Genomic DNA, 22,481 nt, shown 5'->3' on the forward strand with positions numbered 1-22,481 from the left:
ACGACGTGCATTTCAATGTGCCCCTGGTGCGGGGTGATGGCAAGCGTGTCGCACCGATACCCGGGTAGGGGTGGACTCCACTCTCCGGGGTGATGTGCCGCGACGTCGCCGATACCAGCATGGGGACATGACCACTCGTACTGCACCCTCGGTCCCGCAGCCGGTCGAGCACGCGTACTGGCTGCTCGGCCTCGCCCTGTTCGCCGGCGTGGTCGAGGCCATCGCACACACGTCGACGGCATTGGAGGGCCCCGACGCCGACGTCGGCAGCCTCGCCCGGCAACTCGTGGTCCGCGTCGTCGTCTACGGCGCGGTGCTGTTCGTCATGACCCGATTCCGCAGTGGCCGGGCGTGGGCGCGGAACACCCTCGCGATCGGTCTCGGCGTGTTCGGTGTCGCTTCGCTCGTGATGGAACCGATCGCCTGGATGTGGGCCGGCAACGACTCGATGTCCGCCGTCTCCGGCCTGACCCTCGACGTCGCGGTGATCGCGACCGCCCGGCTCACCCACCTCGTGGCGGTGATCGCGGCGGTGGCACTCATGTTCCGGCCCGACGCCAACCCGTACTTCACGCGCCGCTAGTTCACCGGCGCCGCGCTCGCCTGCGTCAGAAGCTGCAGGAACACGTCCTTCGGTTGCGCGCCGGACACGGCGACGCGGCGGTTGGCGACGAAGAACGGCACCGCCGACACCTGCAGGCGACGGGCGACCTCGAGGTCGGCGCGGACAGCGTCCGCACCGGCATCGGACTCGAGTTCGGCGCGCACGGTGTGAGCGTCGAGCCCGGCACGCGACCCGATGTCGACGAGCACCTCACGGTCGTCGATCACGGCCCCCTCACCGAAGTGGGCGCGGAACAGTGCCTCCACCACGGTATCTCGCTGATCTCCCGCCAAGTGGATCAACCGGTGGGCGTCGAAGGTATTTGCGGCGATCACGGTGTCGAAGTCGAGACTCAGGCCTTCGTCGGCCGCCGTGCGCGCAACGTGACCGAACATCTGACGGACCTGCTCGGCAGGCATACCCTTGCTCTCCACCAGGGCGTCGAGTTCACTGCGCCGTTCCCCCACCGGCGTCTCCGGCGACAGCTGATACGACCGCCACACCACGTTCACCCGGTCGCGCCCCTCGAACTCCGCGAGGGCCGACAGGAAACGGTGCTTGCCGATGTAGCACCAGGGGCAGGCGACGTCGGACCAGATCTCGATCTCGATGTCGCCGTCGGTGTTCTGCTGTGTCGTCACAGTTCAGTGGAACGAATCGCTGGCGCATTCTGTTCCGCCAGGTTCGACAGGTGTTTGTCTTGGTTCGCCGCGCTGCATTTCCGCACGCCGGATTCGACCGAACGGTACGGTGATGGGATCGACACGGCGGGAGTAACGTCGTATCGATCGTGCCGCTGAGCAAGGGGCGCTCGTCGCGATGCCCGGACAATCGGCGGTTCGATGATCGTAAAACCCGAAGATCGTGGAACCCGAACTCCTCCAGGAGTAGCCATGGTTTACGTCTCCTCACCGAGCAAGTCCGTCGAGTCACTCGGAATCGTGTTGATCGCCGTCGGAGTCGTCCTGCTCGCCCTGCTCACCCTCTACCTGGTCGGATTCGACCAGGGTGCGATCTCCCGAAGTGGCATGTACCTGCACGAATTGATGCACGACGGCCGCCACCTCCTGGGAGTTCCCTGTCACTAGTTCCACCACGACGGAGCACGCGATGAACTCTCCAGCAGATTTCGAAGCACAGGCGAACAGGGTCGCGGAGTACGGCCCGGTCCATCACGTCGAGATGGATTCGCCGTATTACCTGTCCAATTCCGCGTTCGACGCGTTGCGGCACGTTCTCCACGACGTCGGCGGCCAGAACGCCCTTCCAGTCAAGTACGAGGAGAAGGTCGAAGAGGACTGGGAGATGAGCACATACGTCACGTGCGAATGCCTCGGGTGGCGTGGTGTGTGGAACTCCGAGGAGCGCCGCCGCGCCGAGAACGACCTGGGCGCCACGCTCTACTTCGGGTTGCCGTACTACGCGCGGTGGATCACGGTGGCCGCCAAGACGCTCATCAACAAGGGCCTGATCACGCCCGACGAACTGTCCGCCAAAATCGACGAGGTCCGAGCCCGTTCGGGTGGCGGGAACGCGACTGGAGGCCAGTCATGACGAAGTTCGAGATCGGCGACCGGGTCACCGTCAAGGACGCGACGTCGATGTTCCACACCCGAACCCAGGCATTCATCCGCGGGCACACCGGCGTGGTCGTCGAACACCGCCCGGAGTGGGTGATTCCCGAGGACGAGGCGTGGGGACGCGTGGAAGACGGCCGGACCGAGCCGTTCTACGTCGTCCGCTTCCGGCAGACCGACCTGTGGCCCCGCTACACCGGATTCGAGATCGACACGTTGGAAACCGAGTGCTCCGAGCGCTGGCTCGAGCCGGCAGGAGAGGCGGACACATGACGCATTCGCACGACGATCACGCCCCGATCCAGGCCTCGGAGGAGGTCAGCGAGTTCGAGATCCTGGAGACCGCCATTCGGGAACTGTCCATCGAGCACGGCCTGTTCTCCCGCGAGGATCACCGCCGCTTCTCCGAATGGGCCGAATCGGTAGGGCCGTCGGGTGGTTCGAAATTGGTCGCGAAGGCGTGGGTCGACCCGGAGTTCAAGAAGCGACTGCTGGCCGACGGCACCGAAACCTGCAAGGAAGTGGGGATCGACTGGCGCGATCCGACCGGATCGGGCACCCCGAGCGACTACACGTACTTCTACGTGCTGGAGAACACCCCGAAAGTCCACAACGTCATCGTCTGCACATTGTGTTCGTGCTATCCGCGGCCCGTTCTCGGTATGTCTCCGGACTGGTACCGCACCCCCAACTATCGCCGCCGGTTGGTGCGCTGGCCCCGCGAGGTGATCGCCGAATTCGGCTTGCACTTCCCGTCGGATGTCGAAGTGCGCGTGCATGATTCGAACCAGAAATCACGATTCATGGTGATGCCGATGCGCCCGGAGGGCACCGAGGGGTGGAGTGAGGAACAACTGGCGTCGATCGTCACCCGCGACACGATGATCGGTGTCGCCGTACCGCAGGTCGACTGGACCGCGACCACACCACCCTCGGACAACGGAGGAACCGCGCGATGATGACGGACAAGGCCTACGACGTCATCCTGAACACGCTGACGCCGGAGACGACCCGCGACGACGTCACGCTACCGGACCTCGACCGCAAACCCGACCCGTGGGAATCGAGCATGCAGGCCACCGTGGAATGCCTGTCCTGGCGTGGCGCCTGGGACAATCTCGACAGGCGCCACACCGAGGACCAACTGGGCGAAACCATCTACCGCGACTTCCCCGTCCGCTCCCGGTCCGTCGTCGCCACCGCTCACGCGTTGATGGACAAGGGCGTCATCAGCCCGGACGAACTCGAGGCGAAGATGGAGGAAGTGCGGGCACGGTTCAACCGTCAGTAGCCGGCTGCACTCAGGATTCGAGTGCCGCGTCCAGCGTGATCTCGACTCCGGTGAGCGCCTTGCTCACGGGGCACGACTCCTTGGCGGCCTGAGCTGCCTTCGCGAACCCGTCGGCGTCGAGACCGTCCACCTCGCCGCGGACCGTCAGCTTGATGCCGGTGAGCTTGAACCCCGGGTTGTCCGGTCCGAGTGAGACATCCGCCTTCACCTCGAGGCTCTGCGGGGTGCCGCCTGCCTCCGCGATGAGCGCGGACAGCTGCATCGCATAGCAGGAGGAATGCGCCGCGGCGATCAGCTCCTCCGGGCTGGTGGTTCCACCAGCCTCTTCGGCCGCCCGCTTCGGGAACGAGACGTCGAAGGTCGCGACACCGGAACTGGTGAGTTCCACCTGGCCGCTTCCCTGTTCGAGCGATCCGTTCCAAGCGGTCCGTGCGGTACGTGTCGGCATGCCACATCCTCTCGTGGTTCTTCGGTTTACGTGTCGAACCTACTCGTACCGGGCGGCCATCCGCAGCGCGCGGGAACGCAGGGCCGCCCGCAGAGCGTCCGGTGCCAGCACTTCCGCGTCCTCACCGAACGCCCACAGAACCCCGCGTGCGTGGGAGTCGTCGCCGAACACCACTTCCAGGCGCACCCGGTCGTCGTCGACCGACTGCTCGGAGCGGACGGCGTAGGCACGCTCCACCAGGTCGTCGCGTCGCTCACGGCGCACGAGAACGTCGGCGACCACCGGCGTCCCGCGCGCCCGGAACTCAGAACGGCGACGCTCCCAGATCGCGGCGAGGTCGATGTCGGCCGATCGCTGCGCCGGCTCGTCGAGTTCGCGGACGTCCTCGATGCGCTCGAGCCGGTACGTCCGATCGCGGCCGGCGTCCGTCGCCACCAGATACCACCGTCCCGCCGCATGGATGAGCCCCTGTGGGTCGATGACGCGCCACACCGCATCGTTGCCCCGCGACGGGTACAGGATGCTCAGCCGCCGGCCCACGAACACCGCCTGCTGGATCAGCCCGAGATGATCGTCCACCGGTTCCGGATCGGTCAGCCACGATCCCTGGGTGACGAACACCCGCTCCGCCACCTTGGTCGCCGCCGCCCGGTGCGCGTCCGGCATCGCCGCCACCACCTTGCGCATCGCCGACGCGAACGCCGGCGCCATGCCCAGCGATTCCGACGTCATCGCCGACCCTGCCGCCAGCAGAGCCTTGGCCTCGTCGACGGTCAGGCCTGTGAGGTCGGTGGTGAAGCCCGGCAGCAACTCGAAGCCGCCGTCACGACCGCGTTCGGCATACACCGGTATCCCCGCCGTCGACAGTGCGTCGATGTCCCGCAGCACGGTGCGCGGGGACACCTCGAGTTCGCGGGCCAGCGCCGACGCCGACATACGCCCGCGGTTACGAAGCAGGAGGACGAGCGAGAGCAGGCGGTCGGCGCGCATGCGGAAAGTCTGGCAGAAATACATGACAGGAGATGTCATGTTTCACGGCGATAGTTGCCTCATGACACACAACACGACCGACCCCCGGCCCCTGTACCGCGAAGCCCTCTCCTGGACCACCGCCCTCATCGAGAAGGTCCGCGACGACCAGCTGACGGCATCCACTCCCTGCGCCGACTTCGACGTCCGCACCCTGCTCGGCCACCTCGTCGCCACCGTGGAGCGTGCCCGCGTGATCGGTGAGGGCGGCGACCCGGGCACCGTTCCGCTCGTAGTCACCGACACCCCCGACGATGGCTACGCACACGCCTACCGCTCCGCCGCGGACCGCATGTGGCCCGTCTGGACCGACGACAGCCGGCTCGACGCGACGGTAACCGCGCCGTGGGGCACCGTCCCCGGCCGCGCCGCGATCTGGGGCTACATCAACGAGACCCTCGTGCACGGGTGGGACCTCGCCGTCGCCACCGGCCAACCCTCCGAAACCCACCCGGAACTCGCCGAGGCCATGCTCGCCGTCGCACGGCACGCGATCCCGGCGGAGACGCGCGGCGGCCACGTGCCGTTCGCGGACGTAGTCGAACCGCACCCCACCGCCGGACCCACCGAGCGCCTCGCCAACTGGTCGGGACGCAAGAGCATCTGACCCGCACACACGAACGGGCCGCCGGTGGAAAACCACCGGCGGCCCGTTGTCGTTCGGTTACTGCCTGTCTACTCCGAGTCGGCTGCGCCGGACTTCGCCAGGTCGACCGGAACCTCGTCGGGCACCGTGACCGGCTTCGTCTCGCCACGGAACGTGAACTTCGCATCCTCGCCCGCGCCTTCGCCGTCCCAGTTCTCGACGTCGACGTACACGATCTGACCGGGGCCGACCTCGCCGAAGAGGATCTTCTCCGACAGCTGGTCCTCGATCTCGCGCTGGATGGTGCGACGCAGCGGCCGCGCACCCAGGACCGGATCGAAGCCACGCTTGGCCAGCAGCGACTTGGCCTTGTCCGTGACCTCCATCGTCATGTCCTTGTTCTTCAAGGCCACCTCGACGCGTGCCACCATCAGGTCCACCATCTGAACGATCTGCTCGGTGGTGAGCTGGTGGAACACGACGATGTCGTCGATGCGGTTGAGGAACTCGGGACGGAAGTGCTTCTTCAGCTCGTCGTGCACCTTGAGCTTCATCCGCTCGTAGTTCGACTCGTCGCCCTTACCGGACGTGAAGCCGAGACCCACAGCCTTGGAGATGTCCGAGGTACCGAGGTTCGAGGTGAAGATGAGCACCGTGTTCTTGAAGTCCACGGTCCGGCCCTGACCGTCGGTGAGACGGCCGTCTTCCAGCACCTGCAGGAGGGTGTTGTAGATCTCCTGGTGTGCCTTCTCGATCTCGTCGAACAGCACCACGCTGAACGGCTTGCGGCGCACCTTCTCGGTGAGCTGGCCGCCCTCTTCGTAGCCGACGTAGCCGGGAGGGGCACCGAACAGCCGCGACGCGGTGAAGCGGTCGTGGAACTCACCCATGTCGATCTGGATGAGAGCGTCGTCCTCACCGAACAGGAAGTTGGCGAGCGACTTGGCCAGCTCGGTCTTACCGACACCGGACGGGCCGGCGAAGATGAACGAACCGGACGGACGCTTCGGGTCCTTCAGGCCGGCACGGGTACGACGGATGGCCTTGGCGACAGCCTTGACCGCGTCTTCCTGACCGATGATCCGCTTGTGCAGCTCCTCCTCCATGCGGAGCAGACGCGTGGTCTCCTCCTCGGTGAGCTTGAACACGGGGATGCCGGTCCAGTTACCCAGGACCTCGGCGATCTGCTCGTCGTCGACCTCGGCGATGACGTCCAGGTCACCGGAACGCCACTGCTTCTCCCGCTCCGCACGCTGAGCGACGAGGGTCTTCTCCTTGTCGCGCAGGTTCGCGGCCTTCTCGAAGTCCTGCGCGTCGATCGCGGACTCCTTCTCGCGGCGGGCGTCGGCGATCTTGTCGTCGAACTCCCGGAGGTCCGGCGGTGCGGTCATCCGGCGGATGCGCATCCGGGCTCCGGCCTCGTCGATGAGGTCGATGGCCTTGTCCGGCAGGAAGCGGTCGTTGATGTAGCGATCGGCCAGGGTGGCCGCGGCGACGAGTGCACCGTCCGTGATGGACACGCGGTGGTGCGCCTCGTAACGGTCGCGAAGACCCTTGAGGATCTCGATGGTGTGTTCCACCGTCGGCTCGCCGACCTGCACCGGCTGGAAGCGGCGCTCGAGTGCGGCGTCCTTCTCGATGTACTTGCGGTACTCGTCGAGGGTGGTGGCACCGATGGTCTGCAGCTCACCGCGGGCGAGCTTCGGCTTGAGGATCGAGGCCGCGTCGATGGCGCCCTCGGCCGCGCCTGCACCCACGAGGGTGTGCAGCTCGTCGATGAACAGGATGATGTCGCCGCGGGTGTTGATCTCCTTGAGGACCTTCTTCAGGCGCTCTTCGAAGTCACCGCGGTAGCGGCTGCCTGCCACGAGCGACCCGAGGTCGAGCGTGTACAGCTGCTTGTCCTTGAGCGTCTCGGGGACCTCGCCGTTGACGATGGCCTGAGCGAGACCCTCGACGACGGCGGTCTTACCGACACCGGGCTCGCCGATCAGCACCGGGTTGTTCTTGGTACGGCGCGACAGCACCTGCATGACGCGCTCGATTTCCTTCGAGCGGCCGATGACGGGGTCGAGCTTGCCTTCGAGGGCGGCCTGGGTGAGGTTGCGACCGAACTGGTCGAGCACCAGCGACGTGGACGGAGTGCCCGCCTCGCCGCGAGTGCCGCCGGCCTCGGCCGGCTCCTTGCCCTGGTAGCCGGAGAGCAGCTGGATGACCTGCTGACGCACCCGGTTGAGGTCGGCACCGAGCTTGACCAGCACCTGCGCTGCGACGCCTTCACCCTCGCGGATGAGGCCGAGCAGGATGTGCTCCGTGCCGATGTAGTTGTGTCCGAGCTGCAGTGCCTCGCGCAGGCTGAGCTCCAGGACTTTTTTGGCACGCGGGGTGAAGGGGATGTGGCCGGACGGGGCCTGCTGGCCCTGGCCGATGATCTCCTCGACCTGGCTGCGCACTCCTTCGAGGGAGATGCCCAACGACTCCAGCGACTTGGCAGCGACACCTTCGCCCTCATGAATGAGGCCGAGCAGGATGTGCTCCGTACCGATGTAGTTGTGGTTGAGCATCCTGGCTTCTTCTTGAGCCAGGACAACAACGCGCCGTGCGCGATCGGTGAACCTCTCGAACATCGCTCTCCCTCACACTTTCCGACGTGCAGTCACGAGACCGGGTGTCTCGTCCCTGTTCGCCGCGTTTCGCTCCGGCACTACAAGCAGATCGCCAGCGCCTGCTCGGAGGGCAGAAGCCCCGAACCGACGAAGGTTCCACGACCCCAGCTATTACTCTAGTTGGCTGCCGATCGACCTGCTGCCCCTCCACCCCTTTAGGTGGAAGAGCAGGCCTGCTTACCCGTATTTAACGCCCCAGCTCCGGCAATCGTTTCCCCTTCGCTGTACGCCTGGAGCGAACAGGTTCCGCGATGCCGATGTGGACCACCATTTCGTAGCCACCGGGACTGGCTCGAATGGACACTTCTTTCCAGTTGTTCACCATCCAGACGTTCCTGGACGGGACCCTGCGGGCACGTCGTGACCGCGGTGTCGCAGAAATGCGACAACCTCTTGCCCGCGTAGTTCGCGACCCGTTCCCCGAAGGAAGCGAGACCTGCGTGTCCGGACAGGGTATGTCGATGAGCTGTGAGTTCGCCACCCATACCTTTCCGCCGGCGTCGGCGGCGATACCCAGCGGGTTGCTCAGGTCTCCCCCCGGTAACCGGCGACGAGGCGAGAAAGGGCTACCCCGCGACGGGGGCGACGAAACGGCACGGCACGTCTCGCGGGTGGGCGGGATCGAGCGCATTGAGCACGAATCCGGCAGCCCGYGCCGAACCGGCGACGGCGACGTGGTCGGAGTAGTCCTGCTCGCAACCGTCCTGGACGACGATGTTCGTGGTGTTCGGGCCCGGCTCGATGCCGCTCGTGTACGGGACGACCAGTTCGTCGTAGCGGGTGGCGATGTTCGTGTACTCGATGCCGGGAACGTAGACCCCGTCCGCCCGCATGCGGTCGATGAACGCGGACCCCTGGAACATCTCGGGACAGGCCCCACAGACGGGGAAACCTGCCGCCACCTCGTCGTCGATACCGAGCGCCCGCATGGACCGCCCGACGCTGATCTGATCGGTGCCGTACGTGCCGTGCCACGGCGGTGCCAGTGACACGATCTTCGAGACCTTGTCTGCGCCGCCGAAGAACTTCACGTAGTTGTTCGCCTGCAGGGTGCCCTGGGAATGTCCGACGAGATCGACTTTCGAGGCCCCCGTGCTCGACAGCACCTGATCGACGAACGTGGCGATCTGAGCGGTGCCGGTGTCGATGGGAGTCATCCCGCCGATAGCATCGAGCGGCCACGGCAGTTCGGGGAAGTTACCGTAGGTGAGGGAATACACGCAGTAGCCCTCGTTGGCGAGGAGCGGTGCGTACACCGCCCAGTTGGTCTGGCGTGCGCCTCCCGTGCCGTGGACGAGGACCACCGGTTCGGGATGCGCGTCACTCGGCACGCAGGACCAGTCGTTCGAACCCGGGGCCGAACCGCCCGGATTTCCCAATTCGAGGGGCACTCCGGCGAGGAAGGAATCCGGCACCGGATAGGTCGGCGCTGCGGACGCCACCCCGGACCACATCACGAACGCCAGGAACAGAATCCCTGAAACGGTCACGCAGCGCCGCACAGCTACCCCCCGAACTTCCCGATTAACGGATCAGTGCGGGACGGTAACAGTCCAGGTCACGTCGCGGAGCGAATCAGCGAATTCTGTCCCCAGCTAACTTTCAGTTCGCCTTGTTGTAGGCGTCGATAATTTCCGCGGAGATACGTCCGCGCGCAGAAACCTTTTTGTTGTTCTTGCGCGCCCATTCCCGGATCGCGGCGCTCTGTTCCCGATCGACCGAAACTCGGGACTTGGTGGCGGCCGGAGCCGCCACGGCCTTGCCGCGCTTGCGCGAGCTCACCTTGCGCGCGTGGGAAACCCACACGTCGAGCTGCTCGCGCAATTTCGCCGCATTCTCCGAGGAAAGGTCGATCTCGTACTGAACACCGTCGAGTCCGAACTCGACCGTCTCGTCGGCAGACGCCTCTTGATCGACATCGTCGATCAGGGTGACAGTGACCTTCTTAGCCATGGGATGAAATTCCTCTCGAATGAAGCGACGTCTCATCGTCAACGTGAGCTACGACCCGGAGGTAACCATACCCCTGTTCTTCCGATTCGGAATACGAGGAATGGATCGAATTTATCCGCGCGAATTCACCCTGGTGAATCAGCGAGAAGAAGGCCGAACAATGGGAAAGAGGATTGTTTCGCGGATTCCCAATCCCGTCAAAGCCATCAGCAGACGGTCGATTCCCATTCCGGTACCGGTGGTCGGCGGCATTCCCTGCTCCATTGCGGCGAGGAATTCTTCGTCGAGAGCCATCGCCTCGTCGTCACCGGCCGACGCGAGACGCGCCTGATCGACGAACCGCTCACGCTGGATGACCGGATCGACCAATTCCGAATAGCCCGTAGCCAACTCGAAGCCGCGGATGTAGAGGTCCCACTTCTCGGTCACCCCGGCCTTGCTGCGGTGGTCACGAGTCAGCGGTGACGTCTCGACCGGGAAATCACGGACGAACGTCGGCTCGAACAACTGGTCGCCGCACTGGTGCTCCCACAGTTCCTCGACGAGCTTCCCGTGCCCGTAACCCTTGTCCTTGGGGACCTCCAGGCCCACCTTCTCGGCGAGCGCCAGTAATTCCTCGACGGTGGTCTCCGGAGTGACCTCGACACCGATCGCCTGCGACAGCGACGGGTACATCTCGAGGGTCTTCCATTCACCACTGAGGTCGTATTCGGTGCCGTCGGCGAGAGTGACGACCTGCGAACCGAAAGCGGCCTGCGCCACTTCCTGGACGAGTTCGCGGATCATCACGGCGGAATCGTCGTACGTGCCGTACGCCTCATATGTCTCGAGCATCGCGAATTCCGGCGAGTGCGTCGAATCGACACCCTCGTTGCGGAAATTCCGGTTGATCTCGAAGACCTTCTCGATACCGCCGACGACGCACCGCTTCAGGAACAGTTCGGGCGCGATACGGAGATAGAGGTCGATATCGAGGGCATTGGAATGAGTGATGAACGGGCGGGCCGCGGCGCCACCCGCCACCGTCTGCAGCATCGGCGTCTCGACCTCGAGGAACCCGCGACGCTCGAGCGCGTTCCGGAGCTCACGGACGACAGCCACCCGCTTACGCGCGTTCTCCCGCGCCTCGGAGCGCACGATCAGATCGGCGTAGCGCTGCCGGACCCGCGACTCCTCGTTCATCTCCTTGTGCGCAACGGGCAGGGGCCGGAGCGACTTGGACGCGATCTGCCACGAATCGGCCATCACACTCAGCTCACCGCGGCGGGAACTGATCACCTCGCCGTGCACGAACACGAAGTCACCGAGGTCGACATCGGCCTTCCACAACGCGAGAGCATCCTCGCCGACAGCGGCGAGACTGATCATCGCCTGCAGCTGGGTGCCGTCGCCTTCCTGCAGCGTCGCGAAGCACAACTTGCCCGTGTTGCGCACGAAGATCACCCGGCCGACGACACCGACCTGGTCACCGGTGGCCGTGTCGGGCTCGAGTTCCGGGTACTTGGCCCGGATCTCCGCCAGCGAGTGGGTGCGCGCCACCGACACCGGGTACGCCTCACGTCCCTCCGCGAGGATGCGCTCACGCTTCTCCTGGCGGATGCGAAGCTGCTCGGGGGTGTCGTCGACTGGCTGGGCTGCTACTTCACTCACGGGTCACCAGCCTAATCGACGCCCGCGCGTGCCCCTATTCAGAGGTCAGTGAGCCGAGACGGTGGCCAGCTCCCGCACGCAGTGCTGCGTGGCGATGAGCGAGCCCAGCAAACCCGCAGCCTTGATCGCCTTGTACCCGCCGACGAGATCGGTCGCTTTGTGCAGACCCAGCTGCTGCAGCGCCGCCGCGGCGAGGCTCGACGTGTAGCCCTCGGAGCAGACGATGATCCACTCGACGTCGTGGTCCACCGCGAGTGCCAGGTGCGCCGAGCTGGTGGGATCGCAACGCCACTCGAGGACGTTGCGTTCGATGGCGAGTGCGCCGGGCAGCGTTCCCTCGATTGCCCGCTGCGCCTGCGGGCGGATGTCCACGACGATCGCGCCACGCGCCACGGCCTCGGGCAGCTCGAATGCGTACATGCGGTCGATCTGGGTGCGGGCCTCTTCGAGCATCTGGTCGATGTTCACTTCGAACCACCCTCGGGGAGATCGGTGAGCTCGGTCCGGGTACGGCGCAGAGTGCCGTGGTCGGTGACCTCGTAATAGGACATGGCCGATAGTGGCGGTGAGTAGGCGTGCACGCTCAGCGTCGGCGTCACCACCTCCGCCCCGGGTGCGTCCGGCGCCCGCGCGACGTCGTGGACCCAGCCGAGCGGGAACGAGGCCTGATCGCCGGCGTCGAGGATGCGGTGACGCAGTCGGTCACCCGCCCAACGGAACTCGGACAGTGCGCCGCTGAGAACAGTGAGCGCGCCGAAAGAGCCTGCGTGGTCGTGCAATTCGGTGTTCCGGTCGGGAACCCAGCTGATCAGCCAGACGTCGACGTCGTCGTCCGAGTAGAGCCGGGTCGACCAGCGCTCGTCGGTGGGCCAGCTCTGCGGGAGCAGGACGTCGTGGCGGCCGTCGAGTACCTCGGATGCACCCTGATCGGTGATGCGCAGCAGGTCAGCCGGGCGAAGACGGGTAGGTACAGATGCAGAAGAATACGTTGCGAGCACGAGAGAGACTCCCAGAAGTGTGAATTGGTCAAGGCAGCGTTCAGCCTCGACAACACTCCTGAGCACTCGTGCAGAGATTCACGGGGACCATTCTGACATAACTTCCGCGAAGAGGGAACCCGTCACTCGAGCGGGCTGCGACGCGCACCCCGGCGAGCCTGATTTCGCTCGTAGACCAGGCGCAGCCCTTCGAGCGTGAGATCCGGTTCGTGCTCGTCGACGGTTTCCGTCTCGGGCATGATCAGCGGCGCGCGGTCACCGGTCGCGATCACCACCACGTCGGAACCGGAGAAGGCGGGCAGTTCCTTGCGCACGCGGCGGACCAGCCCGTCGACGAGGCCGGCGAAACCGAACACCGCACCCGACTGCATGCACTCGACGGTGTTCTTGCCGACGACGGAGCGGGGCCGCACCAGTTCGACCTTGCGCAGCGCCGCCGACTGCGACGCGAGTGCGTCCGAGGAGATCTCGAGGCCGGGCGCGATGGCGCCGCCGAGAAACTCGCCCTTGGCGGACACGACGTCGACACACGTGGACGTCCCGAAGTCGACCACGATGCACGGTGCGTCGTAGAGGTGATGCGCCGCAAGACTGTTCACGATCCGGTCGGCGCCCACCTCCTTGGGGTTGTCGACGAGCAGCGGAACACCGGTTCGCACCCCGGGTTCCACCAGCACGTGCGGGACGTGCCCCCAGTACCGCGTCAGCATCACGCGGATCTCCCGCAGCACCGACGGCACCGTCGACAGCGCGGACACACCGGTGATCTGATCGGTGTGCGTGCCGAGGAGCCCCCGGAAGATGAGGGCCAGTTCGTCCGCCGTCATCCTCGCATCGGTGCGCATCCGCCAGTCCTGCACCAACTTCGAGTGTTCACCGGAACCGGTGAACAGTCCGAGAACGATGTTCGTGTTCCGGACGTCGACGGTGAGGAGCATGGGTTACACCAAACTGGATTCGCGCTCGGCGTCGAGCGTCGACAGCATGCGCGGGGTGATGAGACCGGAGCCCTCCGGCGCGTGCGCCGGGTCGGCGCCGAGCTCGATCGGCGAGTTGGCGGCGTCGACGAACACGACACGCGGCTCGTAGTCGCGCACCTCCTGCTCGTTCATGACGCCGTACGCGATGAGGATGACGAGGTCACCGGGCTTGACCAGATGTGCTGCCGCACCGTTGATCCCGATGACGCCACTTCCCCGCTCGCCTGCGATCACATAGGTTTCGAGCCGCGCGCCGTTGTCGATGTCGACGATGCACACCTGCTCGCCCTCGAGAAGGTCGGCGGCGTCCATCAGATCCTGGTCGACCGTCACCGAGCCCACGTAGTGCAGGTCGGCGTGCGTGACGGTGGCGCGATGGATCTTCGACTTCATCATGGTGCGAAACATGTTGTGGTCCTTACTCTTCTAGCGGGAAAGAAGTTCGTCTGCGGCCGACGCGTCCGACGGTGGTTCGGCGTCGCGTTCGAGGAAACCGGTGCCGACGGCGACACCGACGTTGTCGATCAGGCGGGTGGTCCCGAGCTTGGCGGCGACGAGCAGCCTGCCGTCGCCGCGCTCGGGGGCGGGGCCGAGATCGACGCCTCGCACTTCGAGGTAGTCGACCTCGACCTCCGGGACGGACGCCAGCACCTCGCGCGCAGTGGCGAGGATCGCCTCGGCGCCACCGGCGGCGGCGTGGGCGCCGGCGATCAGAGCCGCGGACAGTGCCGTCGCCGCGCCGCGCTGCGCCTCGTCGAGGTAGCGGTTGCGCGAAGACAGTGCCAGTCCGTCGTGCTCACGCACCGTGGGCACGCCGAAGATCCGGACGTCGAAATTCAGGTCGGTCACCATCTGCCGGATCAACGTCAGCTGCTGGTAGTCCTTCTCACCGAAATACGCGACGTTGGGCGCCGCGATCTGCAGCAGCTTGGCGACGACGGTGAGCATGCCCGCGAAGTGCGTCGGCCTGGACGCGCCCTCCAGCTCGGCGCCCAGCGGTCCGGGATGGATCGTGGTCCGCGGTCCTGCCGGGTACATGGTGGCTGCGGTGGGCACGAACGCCAGCTCGACTCCGGCCTCGCGCAGCAGTTCGAGATCGGCGTCGAGGGTGCGCGGGTAGGCGTCGAGGTCTTCGCCGGCGCCGAACTGCAGCGGGTTGACGAAGATCGAGACGATCACCACCGCGCCGGTGAGCTTGGCCTGCCGCACCAGCTCCAGGTGACCCGTGTGGAGGGCCCCCATCGTCGGCACGAGCGCGACCTGGCGGCCGACACCGCGCAGCGCCTTCGAGACCCGGGTCAGCACGCTCGGGTCGTGGTGCACGGTCAGTTCGCCGCGCTTGTATCCGCCCTGCAGATCGCTCACGGAACTCACCTCCGGTCTTCCAAGATTTCCAGCAGTTCAGGTGTCGCACCGGCGCGTTGCGCCGACCTCAGGGACAGGGCGCGGTAGCCGGCCGCGATCCGCGGATCGACCTCTTCGAGTACCCGCAGATGCGTGGCGACCGCTTCCGAATCGCCCCGCGCGACCGGCCCGGTCAGCGCCGACGGCCCGCGCCGCAGGGCGTTGTCGAGCGCCGCGGACAGCAGCGGCTGGAGTACCCGTTCGGCCAGGCCGTTCGGATCGTCGCCGATCAACTCCTGGCCGAGCAGTTCCTGGCCTTCGAGGGCGACGCGCAGCGCGGCCACGGCGTCGACGACGAGCGTCACCAGGTGGTTGCTGCCGTGGGCGAGAGCGGCGTGGTACAGCGGTCGCATGTCCTCGCGGACCCGGACGGGCTCGCCGCCGATCTCGAGGACCAGCGACTGCGCGATGGCGTAACCGATGTCGTCGGCGGCGGTGATGCCGAAACAGGCGGACGCGAGACGGACGGTGTCCTCGTCGTGCCCGGTGAACGTCATCGCGGGGTGAATCGCGAGCGGTACGACGCCCTGCTCGGTGAGGGGGTCGAGGATCCCGATGCCGTTCGCGCCGGACGTGTGGGCCACGATCGCGCGACTCGGCACCGCACGGGTGGAGGCCAGCCCCGCGATCAGCGACGGCAGTTCGGCGTCGGGGACGGCGAGAACGAGCAGTTCGGAGCGGGCCGCGACCTCTGCCACCGGCAGAATCTCGGTCTCGGGAAGCCGGGTCCGTGCCCGGTGACGTGACGCGTCGGAAACGGCCGAGCAGGCGACGACGACGTGACCTGCCCGCTCCAACGCGGCACCGATTGCTGTACCGACCCGGCCGGCGGAGACGATTCCTACCGTCAACCTCGCAGGCGCAGGGCCATTAGTGATCCCGAAAGAGGTCACCTTCGTCCTCTCGTTCGTTCCAGTCCCGCTCGGCGGGTACCAGACGTTCCACGGTGAGGATAGCCCGGCTCGAACACACCCCGCCATGCGCTGGCAGAGTGATATATGCCTCACACGATGCGGGTTGATCCTCGGGCGCGTCCGGCCTTATTCGGCCCGGCGGCGCCTGCCTCCGGTGCTCTGGGCGGCCCCGGATGCCGACTGCATGTTGGCCATGATCTCGGCGACGGACCGCCCGTTGGAGTGTGCACCAGACGGTTCGTCGTCCTCGGGCGCCCGTCGGCGGCCCGGCCGCGCTTCGGGCTCAGCCTCGGCCTCTGCCTCTGCCTCGGAGTCAGGCTCGGGCTCGGGCTTCGCGACAGGTTCGGGCTCGACCTCCGCGACCGGCTCCGGCTCGGGTGCCTGCCGGGTCTCGGCACCCTGCTCGGGCTCCGGTTCCGGCTCGACCTCGATCTCGGGTTCGGTGGATCCGGCATAGGCGGGCTCGACGATGGACGTCTCGGCGGTGACCGGGTCGTCGTCCGGATTCGCGAAATGGTGCGACGACTGGGCGGAGCCGCTCTGATGCCCCGCCCCGGCGGCATGTCCCGCTCCCGGGATGTACAGGCCCGACGCAGCAGGCTGGTAGCTGCTGTACGACCCGCCGGCAAGTTCCTGCACGCGCGTCGAATCCGCCCGCAGCGCGATCCGTTCGGTCGGCATCGCGCCGTCGAACAGGGCCTCGAGATTCTTGCGGAGCGACGAGAGTTCGGCACGCAGCGCGGCGAGTTCTTCGGCGTCGGCGCGCACCTCGCTGCGTACCCGCTTCTCGACGGTGAGCTCGTATTCGCGCCGTGCCGAGATCTCCCGCTCGAGCTGCAACTCGTAGACGGTCTGCAGGTCGTTGACCTTCGCCTTGTCGAGCGCCGACTCGCGCCGGTACTTCGTCATGGCGATGGCACCGACTGTGGCGGCCCACAGTGCGGCCACCAGGCCCACCCGCAGGAGTTGGACGCTGTCGCTGAAGATCAGGAAGAGGGACGCGATCACCGCGAGGGCGAGCAACCCCGCAACGATCATCTGGCTCGCGCTGCGCCTGTTGCGGCGCGCAGACTTGAGGCGACCAGGATTCGTCATGGTGCCAGGGTACTTGGCCGTGAAGGGTGCGCCGCGCATTCCATCGGACCTGCGGCGATCCCCCATGTCCCTAATGCGCCGGCTCGTCCGAGGGGTCGTCGGGGGTGCGGCAGCAGTGTTCCAACCACAGCGCCGCGCCGACGAGGGCGAGCGCAGCGACGAGACCCACCCACGCGCCGGGGGTGTCCGAGACCGCGGCCCGGAGCACCGACCGCTGCGGAAGCAGGTACAGCAGGAAGCCGCCCCACACTCCCGCCGTCGCGGCACCTACGAGCGCGGACGCCTTGGCGAGCGCCGCCACTCGGGCGGCGGTGATCGGGTGAAGCTGACGCGGTCCGTCGCCCACCTGATGATTGCTGACCCGGGATCGCACCATGAACGCGAGCACGACCTCGATCAGCGCGACCGGGTACAGCGACGCCCCGGCGTATACGGGAATCGGCGGAAACGAGCCGTAGAACACGCGGACCAGGATCCAGGTGGCGGCGACGGCGAGAGCGGCCAGGAACAGCAGATCCCAGATCCGGGTGGGTTTCATCGTGCCCGTCGGTTCCGGCTTCATCGCGACCGCCGGTCCAGAACGAACTGCGTCCGGTGCACACCGGCCCGTTCCTCGTCGTCCAGCAGTGGCAGCAGCGCGTCCACTCGGGTCGTCCTCCCGTCGACCGGCAACACGGCGTCGGGTTCGACGTCCAGCCACGGAATCAGCACGAACGCACGCTCGTGTGCTCTCGGGTGCGGCAACGTCAGTTCGGGGTCGTCGCTGCGGACGTCGTCGCACGTGACGACGTCGACGTCGAGCGTGCGCGGGCCCCACCGTTCGATCCGTACCCGGTCGGCGGCGGCCTCGAGTTCCTGCCCGCGCCGCAACCAGCCGTAACCGTCGAGGGCGGGATCGTCGACGACGAGAACCGCGTTGAGGAAGTCCTGCTGCTCCACACCGCCCCACGGCGCCGTCGAATACACCGGAGAGACCGCCACGACCGCGTCACCCAGCCCGTCGAGAACGGACTGCAGATGGGCAAGACTGTCGCCGACGTTCGATCCGATCGACAACACCGCGCGACTCATGGTCGTGACCTGTGCGCGACCACCGCGACGTCCGCGAACGTCAACGGGATCGGCGCGGACGGCTTGTGCAACACCACCTCGGTGCGCCGGACGCGAGGGTCGGTCATCACCCCGTCCGCGATCTCCGCGGCAACGGTCTCGATGAGGTCCCGTGGGGGTCCCGCGACGATCGCGGCCGCGCGCTCGGCCAGTCCGCCGTAGTCGAGGGTGTCGTCGAGGTCGTCCGATGCGGCCGCCGGGGCGAGGTCCATCCACACGGTGATGTCGACGTAGAAGTCCTGACCGTCCCGCTTCTCGTGTTCGAAGACGCCGTGATTGCCACGAACCTTCAAGCCGCGCAACTCGATTCGATCACTCACGTCCGGCTGCACCCTTTGCCCAGGCCTCGGCGACCGCAATGGCGTCGAGGGAACCCTGCGCGTCGTGCACGCGCACTCCCCACGCCCCGTGGGTCGCGGCGAGCGCCGAAACGACGGCGGTCGCGATCTCCCGTCCGGCGGGCGGCCGCGGTTCCCCGTCCGCATCCGCCAGCAGCGAACCCAGGAACCGCTTGCGGGACGCGCCGATGAGGACGGGGAATCCCAGCTCGTTGAACTCGGGCAGCGCCTTCAGCAGAGCCCAGTTGTGGTCGGCGGTCTTCGCGAAACCGAGACCCGGATCCAGCACCAGGGAACCCGGATCCACCCCGGCCTTCACGGCCAGGTCGACCTGGGTCATCAGTTCGTCCCGAACCTCACGGACCACGTCGTCGTAGTGATCGGCGGTGCCGCGGTGCACGTAGTCGGCAGCCGAACGCCAGTGCATCAGGATCCACGGCACTCCGGCGTCCGCGACCACCGAGGCCATCGCGGCATCCGCACGGCCACCGGCGACGTCGTTGATGATCGACGCCCCCGCCTCGATCGCGGCCTCCGCGACCGACGCCCGCATCGTGTCCACGCTGACGCAGATGCCCTCGCCCACCAGATCCGAAATCACGGGTGCGACGCGACCGGCTTCGACGTCGGGATCGACCCGCGCCGCGCCCGGCCGGGTGGACTCGCCACCGACGTCGACGATGTCGACGCCGAGACGCTTCAGTTCCAGACCGCGCGCGAGCGCCGCGTCACGATCGAAGAAACGTCCGCCGTCGGAAAAGGAATCGGTGGTGACGTTCAGGACGCCCATCACCACGGTTCGGCCTGGCGCGGGCAACTCGATCACGGTCACTTCCGCAGAATAAGGTCCAGAGCCTCGGAACGTGAGGCCGCGCTGGACTGGAGCAGACCACGCACCGCGGAGGTGGTGGTACTCGCACCAGGCTTGCGGATCCCCCGCATCGCCATGCACAGGTGCTCGGCCTCGATGACCACGATCGCACCGCGCGGGTCGAGCTTGCGCATGACGGCGTCGGCGATCTGGCTGGTCAGACGTTCCTGCACCTGCGGACGCTTGGCGTAGAGGTCGACCACGCGCGCCAACTTCGACAGTCCGGTCACCTTGCCCGTCTTACCGGGGATGTACCCGACGTGGGCGACCCCGTGGAACGACACGAGATGGTGCTCACACGTGGAGTACAGCGGAATGTCGCGAACGAGCACCAGCTCCTGGTGCCCCTCGTCGAACGTCGTGTTCAGCACGGTGTCCGGGTCGGTGTAGAGGCCCGCGAAGACCTCACGGTACGACCGCGCCACGCGGGCGGGCGTATCCCGGAGTCCGGGACGGTCCGGGTTTTCACCGATCGCGATCAGCAGTTCGCGCACCGCGGCTTCGGCACGCGGCTGATCGAACACCCGGCCTGTCTCGAGTGCCACGGGCTCACTACCGAGATGATTCACCGACAACCGAAACTCCTCCAGTACCGGGACCGATCGTCCCGAAGCAACAGCCTAGTGTCGGGCGGATCAGTTCGATCCGTCCGGTCCTTTCCAGGCCCTCGTCTGCGCGTCGTCGTCGCCGGTGCCACGCTGCTCGTGCGGCGGGTTCCACTGGTTCCCCGGACCCTGGTTACCGGGGTACTGACCCTCGGGGTTGTTCTGGTTCCCCGGGTCGCGAGGCGGCCAGCCCGGAGCCGACCAACCCGCGGGGGCGCCGTAGTCCGGACGCGGCTGCGTCATCCCACCCTGCGGCCGGGCCGGTGCCGGCTGCGAGTAACCGTTGGCGGGTGCCGGCTGCGGGTACTGCTGCTGCGGCGGAGCCTGCTGCGACTGCTGCTGCGCGAACACCGGCTCGGGCTGCTGAGGCCACGGCTCGCCGCGCTCGACGGCGAGTTCTCGCGGCGTCTTGACCGGCGGCTTGTCGGACGGGGTCCGGTGGCCGAAGTCGTTGAACGCGGTGATGCGCGGGCGCTTCTCGACACTGTGGAAGATCTTCTCGAGATCCTTGCGGGTGAGCGTCTCGCGTTCGAGCAGCTCGGTAGCCAGGATGTCCAGCACGTCGCGGTACTCGTTGAGGATCGCCCACGCCTCGGTGTGCGCGGCCTCGATGAGGTTGCGGACCTCTTCATCGATCTCGCGCGCGACCTCGTGGGAGTAGTCGGACTGCTGACCCATCGACCGGCCCAGGAACGGATCTCCACCCTCCTGGCCGTACCGCACCGCACCCAGCTTGGCGCTCATGCCGTACTCGGTGACCATCGACCGGGCGATCTTCGTCGCCATGTCGATGTCGGAGGACGCACCGGTGGTCGGCTCGTGGAACACGAGTTCCTCGGCCGCGCGGCCACCCATCGCCATGACGAGTCGGGCGATCATCTCGGACCGCGTCATCAGGCCCTTGTCGTCCTCGGGCACCGTCATCGCGTGACCGCCGGTGCGGCCACGGGCGAGGATGGTGACCTTGTAGACGGGCTCGATGTCGGGCATCGCCCACGCGGCGAGCGTGTGCCCGCCCTCGTGGTACGCGGTGATCTTCTTCTCGTGCTCGCTGATGATGCGGCTCTTGCGGCGGGGACCGCCGACAACACGGTCGACGGACTCCTCGAGCGCGGCCTCCGTGATGACGGTGCCGTTCTCGCGAGCCGTGAGCAGCGCGGCCTCGTTGATGACGTTGGCCAGATCGGCACCCGACATTCCGACGGTGCGCTTGGCCAGGCCCTCGAGGTCGGCGTGCTGATCGATCGGCTTGCCCTGCGAGTGGACCTTCAGGATGGCGCGACGACCGGCGAGGTCGGGGGCGCCGACCGGGATCTGCCGGTCGAAGCGGCCCGGGCGCAGCAACGCCGGGTCGAGGATGTCGGGGCGGTTGGTGGCGGCGATGAGGATGACGCCGGTGCGGTCACCGAAACCGTCCATCTCGACCAGCAACTGGTTGAGGGTCTGCTCACGCTCGTCGTGACCGCCGCCGAGGCCGGCGCCACGCTGGCGTCCGACGGCGTCGATCTCGTCGACGAAGATGATGCAGGGGCTGTTCTGCTTGGCCTGGTCGAACATGTCGCGTACGCGGGACGCACCCACACCGACGAACATCTCGACGAAGTCCGAACCGGAGATCGTGAAGAACGGGACGCCGGCCTCGCCTGCCACCGCGCGGGCGAGAAGGGTCTTACCGGTTCCGGGCGGCCCGTACAGCAGCACGCCGCGCGGGATCTTCGCGCCCAGCGACTGGTAGCGCATCGGGTTCTGCAGGAAGTCCTTGATCTCGTACAGCTCTTCGACGGCCTCGTCCGCACCCGCGACGTCGGCGAACGTGGTCTTCGGCATGTCCTTGTTGAGCTGCTTGGCCTTCGACTTCCCGAAGCCCATGACGCCGCCGCGACCGCCGCCCTGCATGCGACTCATCACGAAGAAGAAGATGCCGAGCAGGATCACCATCGGCAGGACGAACAGCAGGATGGACGTGAGCCAGCTCTCCTGCGTGACCGTGGTGTTGTAGCTCTGCAGGCCCTTGTCGGAGATCTCGTTGAAGATCTGCTCGGACGCCGACGCCGGATACTTCGCGAGGATCTCGGTCTTGCCGTCGGTGGCGTCGTTGCCGTCCTTCAGCCACAGGCGCACCTGCTGCTCCCGGTCGTCGATCTGCGCCTTGTCGACGTTGTTCGCGTCGAGCTGCGCGATCGCCACGGAGGTGTCGACACCCTGGAATCCGCGCGTGTCGTTGCCGAAGTAGCTGAAGGCGTAGATCACCAGCAGGATGCCGGCAACTATCGCCAGGTTTCGAAACACAGTCTTACGGTTCATACAGGTCGGCCGATATGGCCGGTCCTTTCGAGAGTGCGGGTCTTCCGGGTGCGCCTTC

27 protein-coding genes are annotated in these 22,481 nt (G+C 66.7%); 7 read left to right on the plus strand and 20 right to left on the minus strand.

What is annotated here, in order from left to right:
- Positions 1-127 precede the first annotated feature (127 nt).
- Positions 128-583, plus strand: a complete 456-nt coding sequence (locus AC1D1G_RS07150; RefSeq protein WP_283354782.1) for a hypothetical protein — start codon at positions 128-130, stop codon at positions 581-583.
- Here AC1D1G_RS07150 and AC1D1G_RS07155 read toward each other — a convergent pair.
- On the minus strand, positions 580-1,245 hold the full coding sequence (locus tag AC1D1G_RS07155) for a DsbA family oxidoreductase (protein WP_283334961.1): 666 nt from the start codon (positions 1,243-1,245) through the stop codon (positions 580-582). The genes AC1D1G_RS07150 and AC1D1G_RS07155 overlap by 4 nt on opposite strands.
- A gap of 252 nt (positions 1,246-1,497) precedes the next feature.
- Between AC1D1G_RS07155 and AC1D1G_RS07160 the strand changes: the two genes are divergently transcribed.
- Genes AC1D1G_RS07160 through AC1D1G_RS07180 form a run of 5 tightly spaced genes read left to right on the plus strand, consistent with a single transcriptional unit; the run spans position 1,498 to position 3,472 of the window.
- Positions 1,498-1,692: a CbtB domain-containing protein gene (locus AC1D1G_RS07160; protein ID WP_005244942.1), complete on the plus strand. Its 195-nt coding sequence runs from the start codon at positions 1,498-1,500 to the stop codon at positions 1,690-1,692.
- Between the two features lie 22 nt (positions 1,693-1,714).
- Complete coding sequence (locus AC1D1G_RS07165) at positions 1,715-2,158, plus strand: SH3-like domain-containing protein (protein WP_105419464.1); 444 nt, start codon at positions 1,715-1,717, stop codon at positions 2,156-2,158.
- Complete coding sequence (locus AC1D1G_RS07170) at positions 2,155-2,454, plus strand: SH3-like domain-containing protein (RefSeq protein WP_009477495.1); 300 nt, start codon at positions 2,155-2,157, stop codon at positions 2,452-2,454. Before AC1D1G_RS07165 ends, AC1D1G_RS07170 begins: the two co-directional genes overlap by 4 nt.
- Entirely contained in the window at positions 2,451-3,140 is a 690-nt protein-coding gene (gene scnC / locus AC1D1G_RS07175; protein ID WP_005244945.1) for a thiocyanate hydrolase subunit gamma, read from the plus strand. Before AC1D1G_RS07170 ends, scnC begins: the two co-directional genes overlap by 4 nt.
- Positions 3,137-3,472: a ScnB gene (locus AC1D1G_RS07180; RefSeq protein WP_477951592.1), complete on the plus strand. Its 336-nt coding sequence runs from the start codon at positions 3,137-3,139 to the stop codon at positions 3,470-3,472. The genes scnC and AC1D1G_RS07180 overlap by 4 nt, the downstream gene beginning before the upstream one ends.
- A 10-nt stretch (positions 3,473-3,482) precedes the next feature.
- On the opposite strand, the gene AC1D1G_RS07185 is transcribed toward AC1D1G_RS07180, so the two are convergent.
- Positions 3,483-3,920, minus strand: a complete 438-nt coding sequence (locus AC1D1G_RS07185; RefSeq protein ID WP_005244949.1) for an OsmC family protein — start codon at positions 3,918-3,920, stop codon at positions 3,483-3,485.
- A gap of 39 nt (positions 3,921-3,959) precedes the next feature.
- Entirely contained in the window at positions 3,960-4,910 is a 951-nt protein-coding gene (locus AC1D1G_RS07190) for a helix-turn-helix transcriptional regulator (protein ID WP_280779116.1), read from the minus strand.
- 37 nt (positions 4,911-4,947) lie between these two features.
- Here AC1D1G_RS07190 and AC1D1G_RS07195 point away from each other — a divergent pair, with 37 nt between their 5' ends.
- Positions 4,948-5,556 (plus strand): TIGR03086 family metal-binding protein, encoded by a 609-nt coding sequence (locus AC1D1G_RS07195; RefSeq protein ID WP_411194636.1) that lies wholly within the window; start codon positions 4,948-4,950, stop codon positions 5,554-5,556.
- A gap of 68 nt (positions 5,557-5,624) precedes the next feature.
- On the opposite strand, the gene AC1D1G_RS07200 is transcribed toward AC1D1G_RS07195, so the two are convergent.
- The 17 genes from AC1D1G_RS07200 to ftsH all read right to left on the minus strand — a co-directional run bounded on the left by AC1D1G_RS07200 (position 5,625) and on the right by ftsH (position 22,423).
- A complete protein-coding gene (locus AC1D1G_RS07200; protein ID WP_005244954.1) occupies positions 5,625-8,162 on the minus strand; it encodes an ATP-dependent Clp protease ATP-binding subunit in 2,538 nt (845 codons plus the stop codon).
- 605 nt (positions 8,163-8,767) lie between these two features.
- Positions 8,768-9,703 carry an esterase/lipase family protein gene (locus AC1D1G_RS07205; RefSeq protein WP_271209511.1) on the minus strand — a complete coding sequence of 312 codons (936 nt, stop codon included), beginning with the start codon at positions 9,701-9,703 and terminating at the stop codon, positions 8,768-8,770.
- Between the two features lie 100 nt (positions 9,704-9,803).
- Positions 9,804-10,154 (minus strand): histone-like nucleoid-structuring protein Lsr2, encoded by a 351-nt coding sequence (locus AC1D1G_RS07210; protein ID WP_005244957.1) that lies wholly within the window; start codon positions 10,152-10,154, stop codon positions 9,804-9,806.
- Between the two features lie 138 nt (positions 10,155-10,292).
- Positions 10,293-11,804 (minus strand): lysine--tRNA ligase, encoded by a 1,512-nt coding sequence (gene lysS / locus AC1D1G_RS07215; RefSeq protein ID WP_280779118.1) that lies wholly within the window; start codon positions 11,802-11,804, stop codon positions 10,293-10,295.
- A gap of 45 nt (positions 11,805-11,849) precedes the next feature.
- Positions 11,850-12,272, minus strand: coding sequence for a rhodanese-like domain-containing protein (locus AC1D1G_RS07220; protein ID WP_005244960.1), 423 nt, complete (start codon positions 12,270-12,272; stop codon positions 11,850-11,852).
- Positions 12,269-12,802 carry a cysteine dioxygenase gene (locus AC1D1G_RS07225; protein ID WP_280779119.1) on the minus strand — a complete coding sequence of 178 codons (534 nt, stop codon included), beginning with the start codon at positions 12,800-12,802 and terminating at the stop codon, positions 12,269-12,271. Before AC1D1G_RS07225 ends, AC1D1G_RS07220 begins: the two co-directional genes overlap by 4 nt.
- Positions 12,803-12,924: 122 nt before the next feature.
- Positions 12,925-13,740 (minus strand): type III pantothenate kinase, encoded by an 816-nt coding sequence (locus tag AC1D1G_RS07230; protein ID WP_009477485.1) that lies wholly within the window; start codon positions 13,738-13,740, stop codon positions 12,925-12,927.
- A 3-nt stretch (positions 13,741-13,743) separates the two neighbouring features.
- On the minus strand, positions 13,744-14,190 hold the full coding sequence (gene panD, locus AC1D1G_RS07235) for an aspartate 1-decarboxylase (RefSeq protein WP_005262154.1): 447 nt from the start codon (positions 14,188-14,190) through the stop codon (positions 13,744-13,746).
- 18 nt (positions 14,191-14,208) lie between these two features.
- On the minus strand, positions 14,209-15,147 hold the full coding sequence (gene panC, locus AC1D1G_RS07240; protein ID WP_477951593.1) for a pantoate--beta-alanine ligase: 939 nt from the start codon (positions 15,145-15,147) through the stop codon (positions 14,209-14,211).
- A gap of 5 nt (positions 15,148-15,152) precedes the next feature.
- Positions 15,153-16,079, minus strand: a complete 927-nt coding sequence (locus AC1D1G_RS07245) for a Rossmann-like and DUF2520 domain-containing protein (protein ID WP_011596825.1) — start codon at positions 16,077-16,079, stop codon at positions 15,153-15,155.
- Between the two features lie 147 nt (positions 16,080-16,226).
- Positions 16,227-17,195, minus strand: a complete 969-nt coding sequence (locus tag AC1D1G_RS07250) for a DUF6779 domain-containing protein (protein ID WP_283336356.1) — start codon at positions 17,193-17,195, stop codon at positions 16,227-16,229.
- Between the two features lie 70 nt (positions 17,196-17,265).
- Entirely contained in the window at positions 17,266-17,733 is a 468-nt protein-coding gene (locus AC1D1G_RS07255; protein WP_192817860.1) for a DUF3180 domain-containing protein, read from the minus strand.
- A gap of 20 nt (positions 17,734-17,753) precedes the next feature.
- The gene (gene folK / locus AC1D1G_RS07260) at positions 17,754-18,266 is read right to left on the minus strand and encodes a 2-amino-4-hydroxy-6-hydroxymethyldihydropteridine diphosphokinase (RefSeq protein ID WP_317570764.1); all 513 of its coding nucleotides are present in this window, start codon (positions 18,264-18,266) and stop codon (positions 17,754-17,756) included.
- Positions 18,263-18,625 (minus strand): dihydroneopterin aldolase, encoded by a 363-nt coding sequence (gene folB, locus AC1D1G_RS07265; RefSeq protein WP_280779122.1) that lies wholly within the window; start codon positions 18,623-18,625, stop codon positions 18,263-18,265. Before folB ends, folK begins: the two co-directional genes overlap by 4 nt.
- Entirely contained in the window at positions 18,618-19,475 is an 858-nt protein-coding gene (gene folP, locus AC1D1G_RS07270) for a dihydropteroate synthase (RefSeq protein WP_283336359.1), read from the minus strand. The genes folB and folP overlap by 8 nt, the downstream gene beginning before the upstream one ends.
- The gene (gene folE, locus AC1D1G_RS07275) at positions 19,472-20,089 is read right to left on the minus strand and encodes a GTP cyclohydrolase I FolE (protein WP_025431746.1); all 618 of its coding nucleotides are present in this window, start codon (positions 20,087-20,089) and stop codon (positions 19,472-19,474) included. Before folE ends, folP begins: the two co-directional genes overlap by 4 nt.
- 60 nt (positions 20,090-20,149) lie before the next feature.
- Positions 20,150-22,423 (minus strand): ATP-dependent zinc metalloprotease FtsH, encoded by a 2,274-nt coding sequence (gene ftsH, locus AC1D1G_RS07280; protein WP_105419490.1) that lies wholly within the window; start codon positions 22,421-22,423, stop codon positions 20,150-20,152.
- Between the last annotated feature and the right edge of the window lie 58 nt (positions 22,424-22,481).

The sequence above is a fragment of the Rhodococcus sp. P3_B8 genome (assembly GCF_056402775.1).

What these genes read in the sequence shown, in the direction of transcription:
- AC1D1G_RS07150 (WP_283354782.1), top strand. Translation starts at nt 128, where the DNA reads ATGACCACTCGTACTGCACCCTCGGTCCCGCAGCCGGTCGAGCACGCG.
- AC1D1G_RS07160 (WP_005244942.1), top strand. Translation starts at nt 1,498, where the DNA reads ATGGTTTACGTCTCCTCACCGAGCAAGTCCGTCGAGTCACTCGGAATC.
- AC1D1G_RS07165 (WP_105419464.1), top strand. Translation starts at nt 1,715, where the DNA reads ATGAACTCTCCAGCAGATTTCGAAGCACAGGCGAACAGGGTCGCGGAG.
- AC1D1G_RS07170 (WP_009477495.1), top strand. Translation starts at nt 2,155, where the DNA reads ATGACGAAGTTCGAGATCGGCGACCGGGTCACCGTCAAGGACGCGACG.
- scnC (WP_005244945.1), top strand. Translation starts at nt 2,451, where the DNA reads ATGACGCATTCGCACGACGATCACGCCCCGATCCAGGCCTCGGAGGAG.
- AC1D1G_RS07180 (WP_477951592.1), top strand. Translation starts at nt 3,137, where the DNA reads ATGATGACGGACAAGGCCTACGACGTCATCCTGAACACGCTGACGCCG.
- AC1D1G_RS07185 (WP_005244949.1), bottom strand. Translation starts at nt 3,920, where the DNA reads ATGCCGACACGTACCGCACGGACCGCTTGGAACGGATCGCTCGAACAG.
- AC1D1G_RS07190 (WP_280779116.1), bottom strand. Translation starts at nt 4,910, where the DNA reads ATGCGCGCCGACCGCCTGCTCTCGCTCGTCCTCCTGCTTCGTAACCGC.
- AC1D1G_RS07195 (WP_411194636.1), top strand. Translation starts at nt 4,948, where the DNA reads ATGTTTCACGGCGATAGTTGCCTCATGACACACAACACGACCGACCCC.
- AC1D1G_RS07200 (WP_005244954.1), bottom strand. Translation starts at nt 8,162, where the DNA reads ATGTTCGAGAGGTTCACCGATCGCGCACGGCGCGTTGTTGTCCTGGCT.
- AC1D1G_RS07210 (WP_005244957.1), bottom strand. Translation starts at nt 10,154, where the DNA reads ATGGCTAAGAAGGTCACTGTCACCCTGATCGACGATGTCGATCAAGAG.
- AC1D1G_RS07230 (WP_009477485.1), bottom strand. Translation starts at nt 13,740, where the DNA reads ATGCTCCTCACCGTCGACGTCCGGAACACGAACATCGTTCTCGGACTG.
- panD (WP_005262154.1), bottom strand. Translation starts at nt 14,190, where the DNA reads ATGTTTCGCACCATGATGAAGTCGAAGATCCATCGCGCCACCGTCACG.
- AC1D1G_RS07250 (WP_283336356.1), bottom strand. Translation starts at nt 17,195, where the DNA reads ATGACGAATCCTGGTCGCCTCAAGTCTGCGCGCCGCAACAGGCGCAGC.
- AC1D1G_RS07255 (WP_192817860.1), bottom strand. Translation starts at nt 17,733, where the DNA reads ATGAAACCCACCCGGATCTGGGATCTGCTGTTCCTGGCCGCTCTCGCC.
- folK (WP_317570764.1), bottom strand. Translation starts at nt 18,266, where the DNA reads ATGAGTCGCGCGGTGTTGTCGATCGGATCGAACGTCGGCGACAGTCTT.
- ftsH (WP_105419490.1), bottom strand. Translation starts at nt 22,423, where the DNA reads ATGAACCGTAAGACTGTGTTTCGAAACCTGGCGATAGTTGCCGGCATC.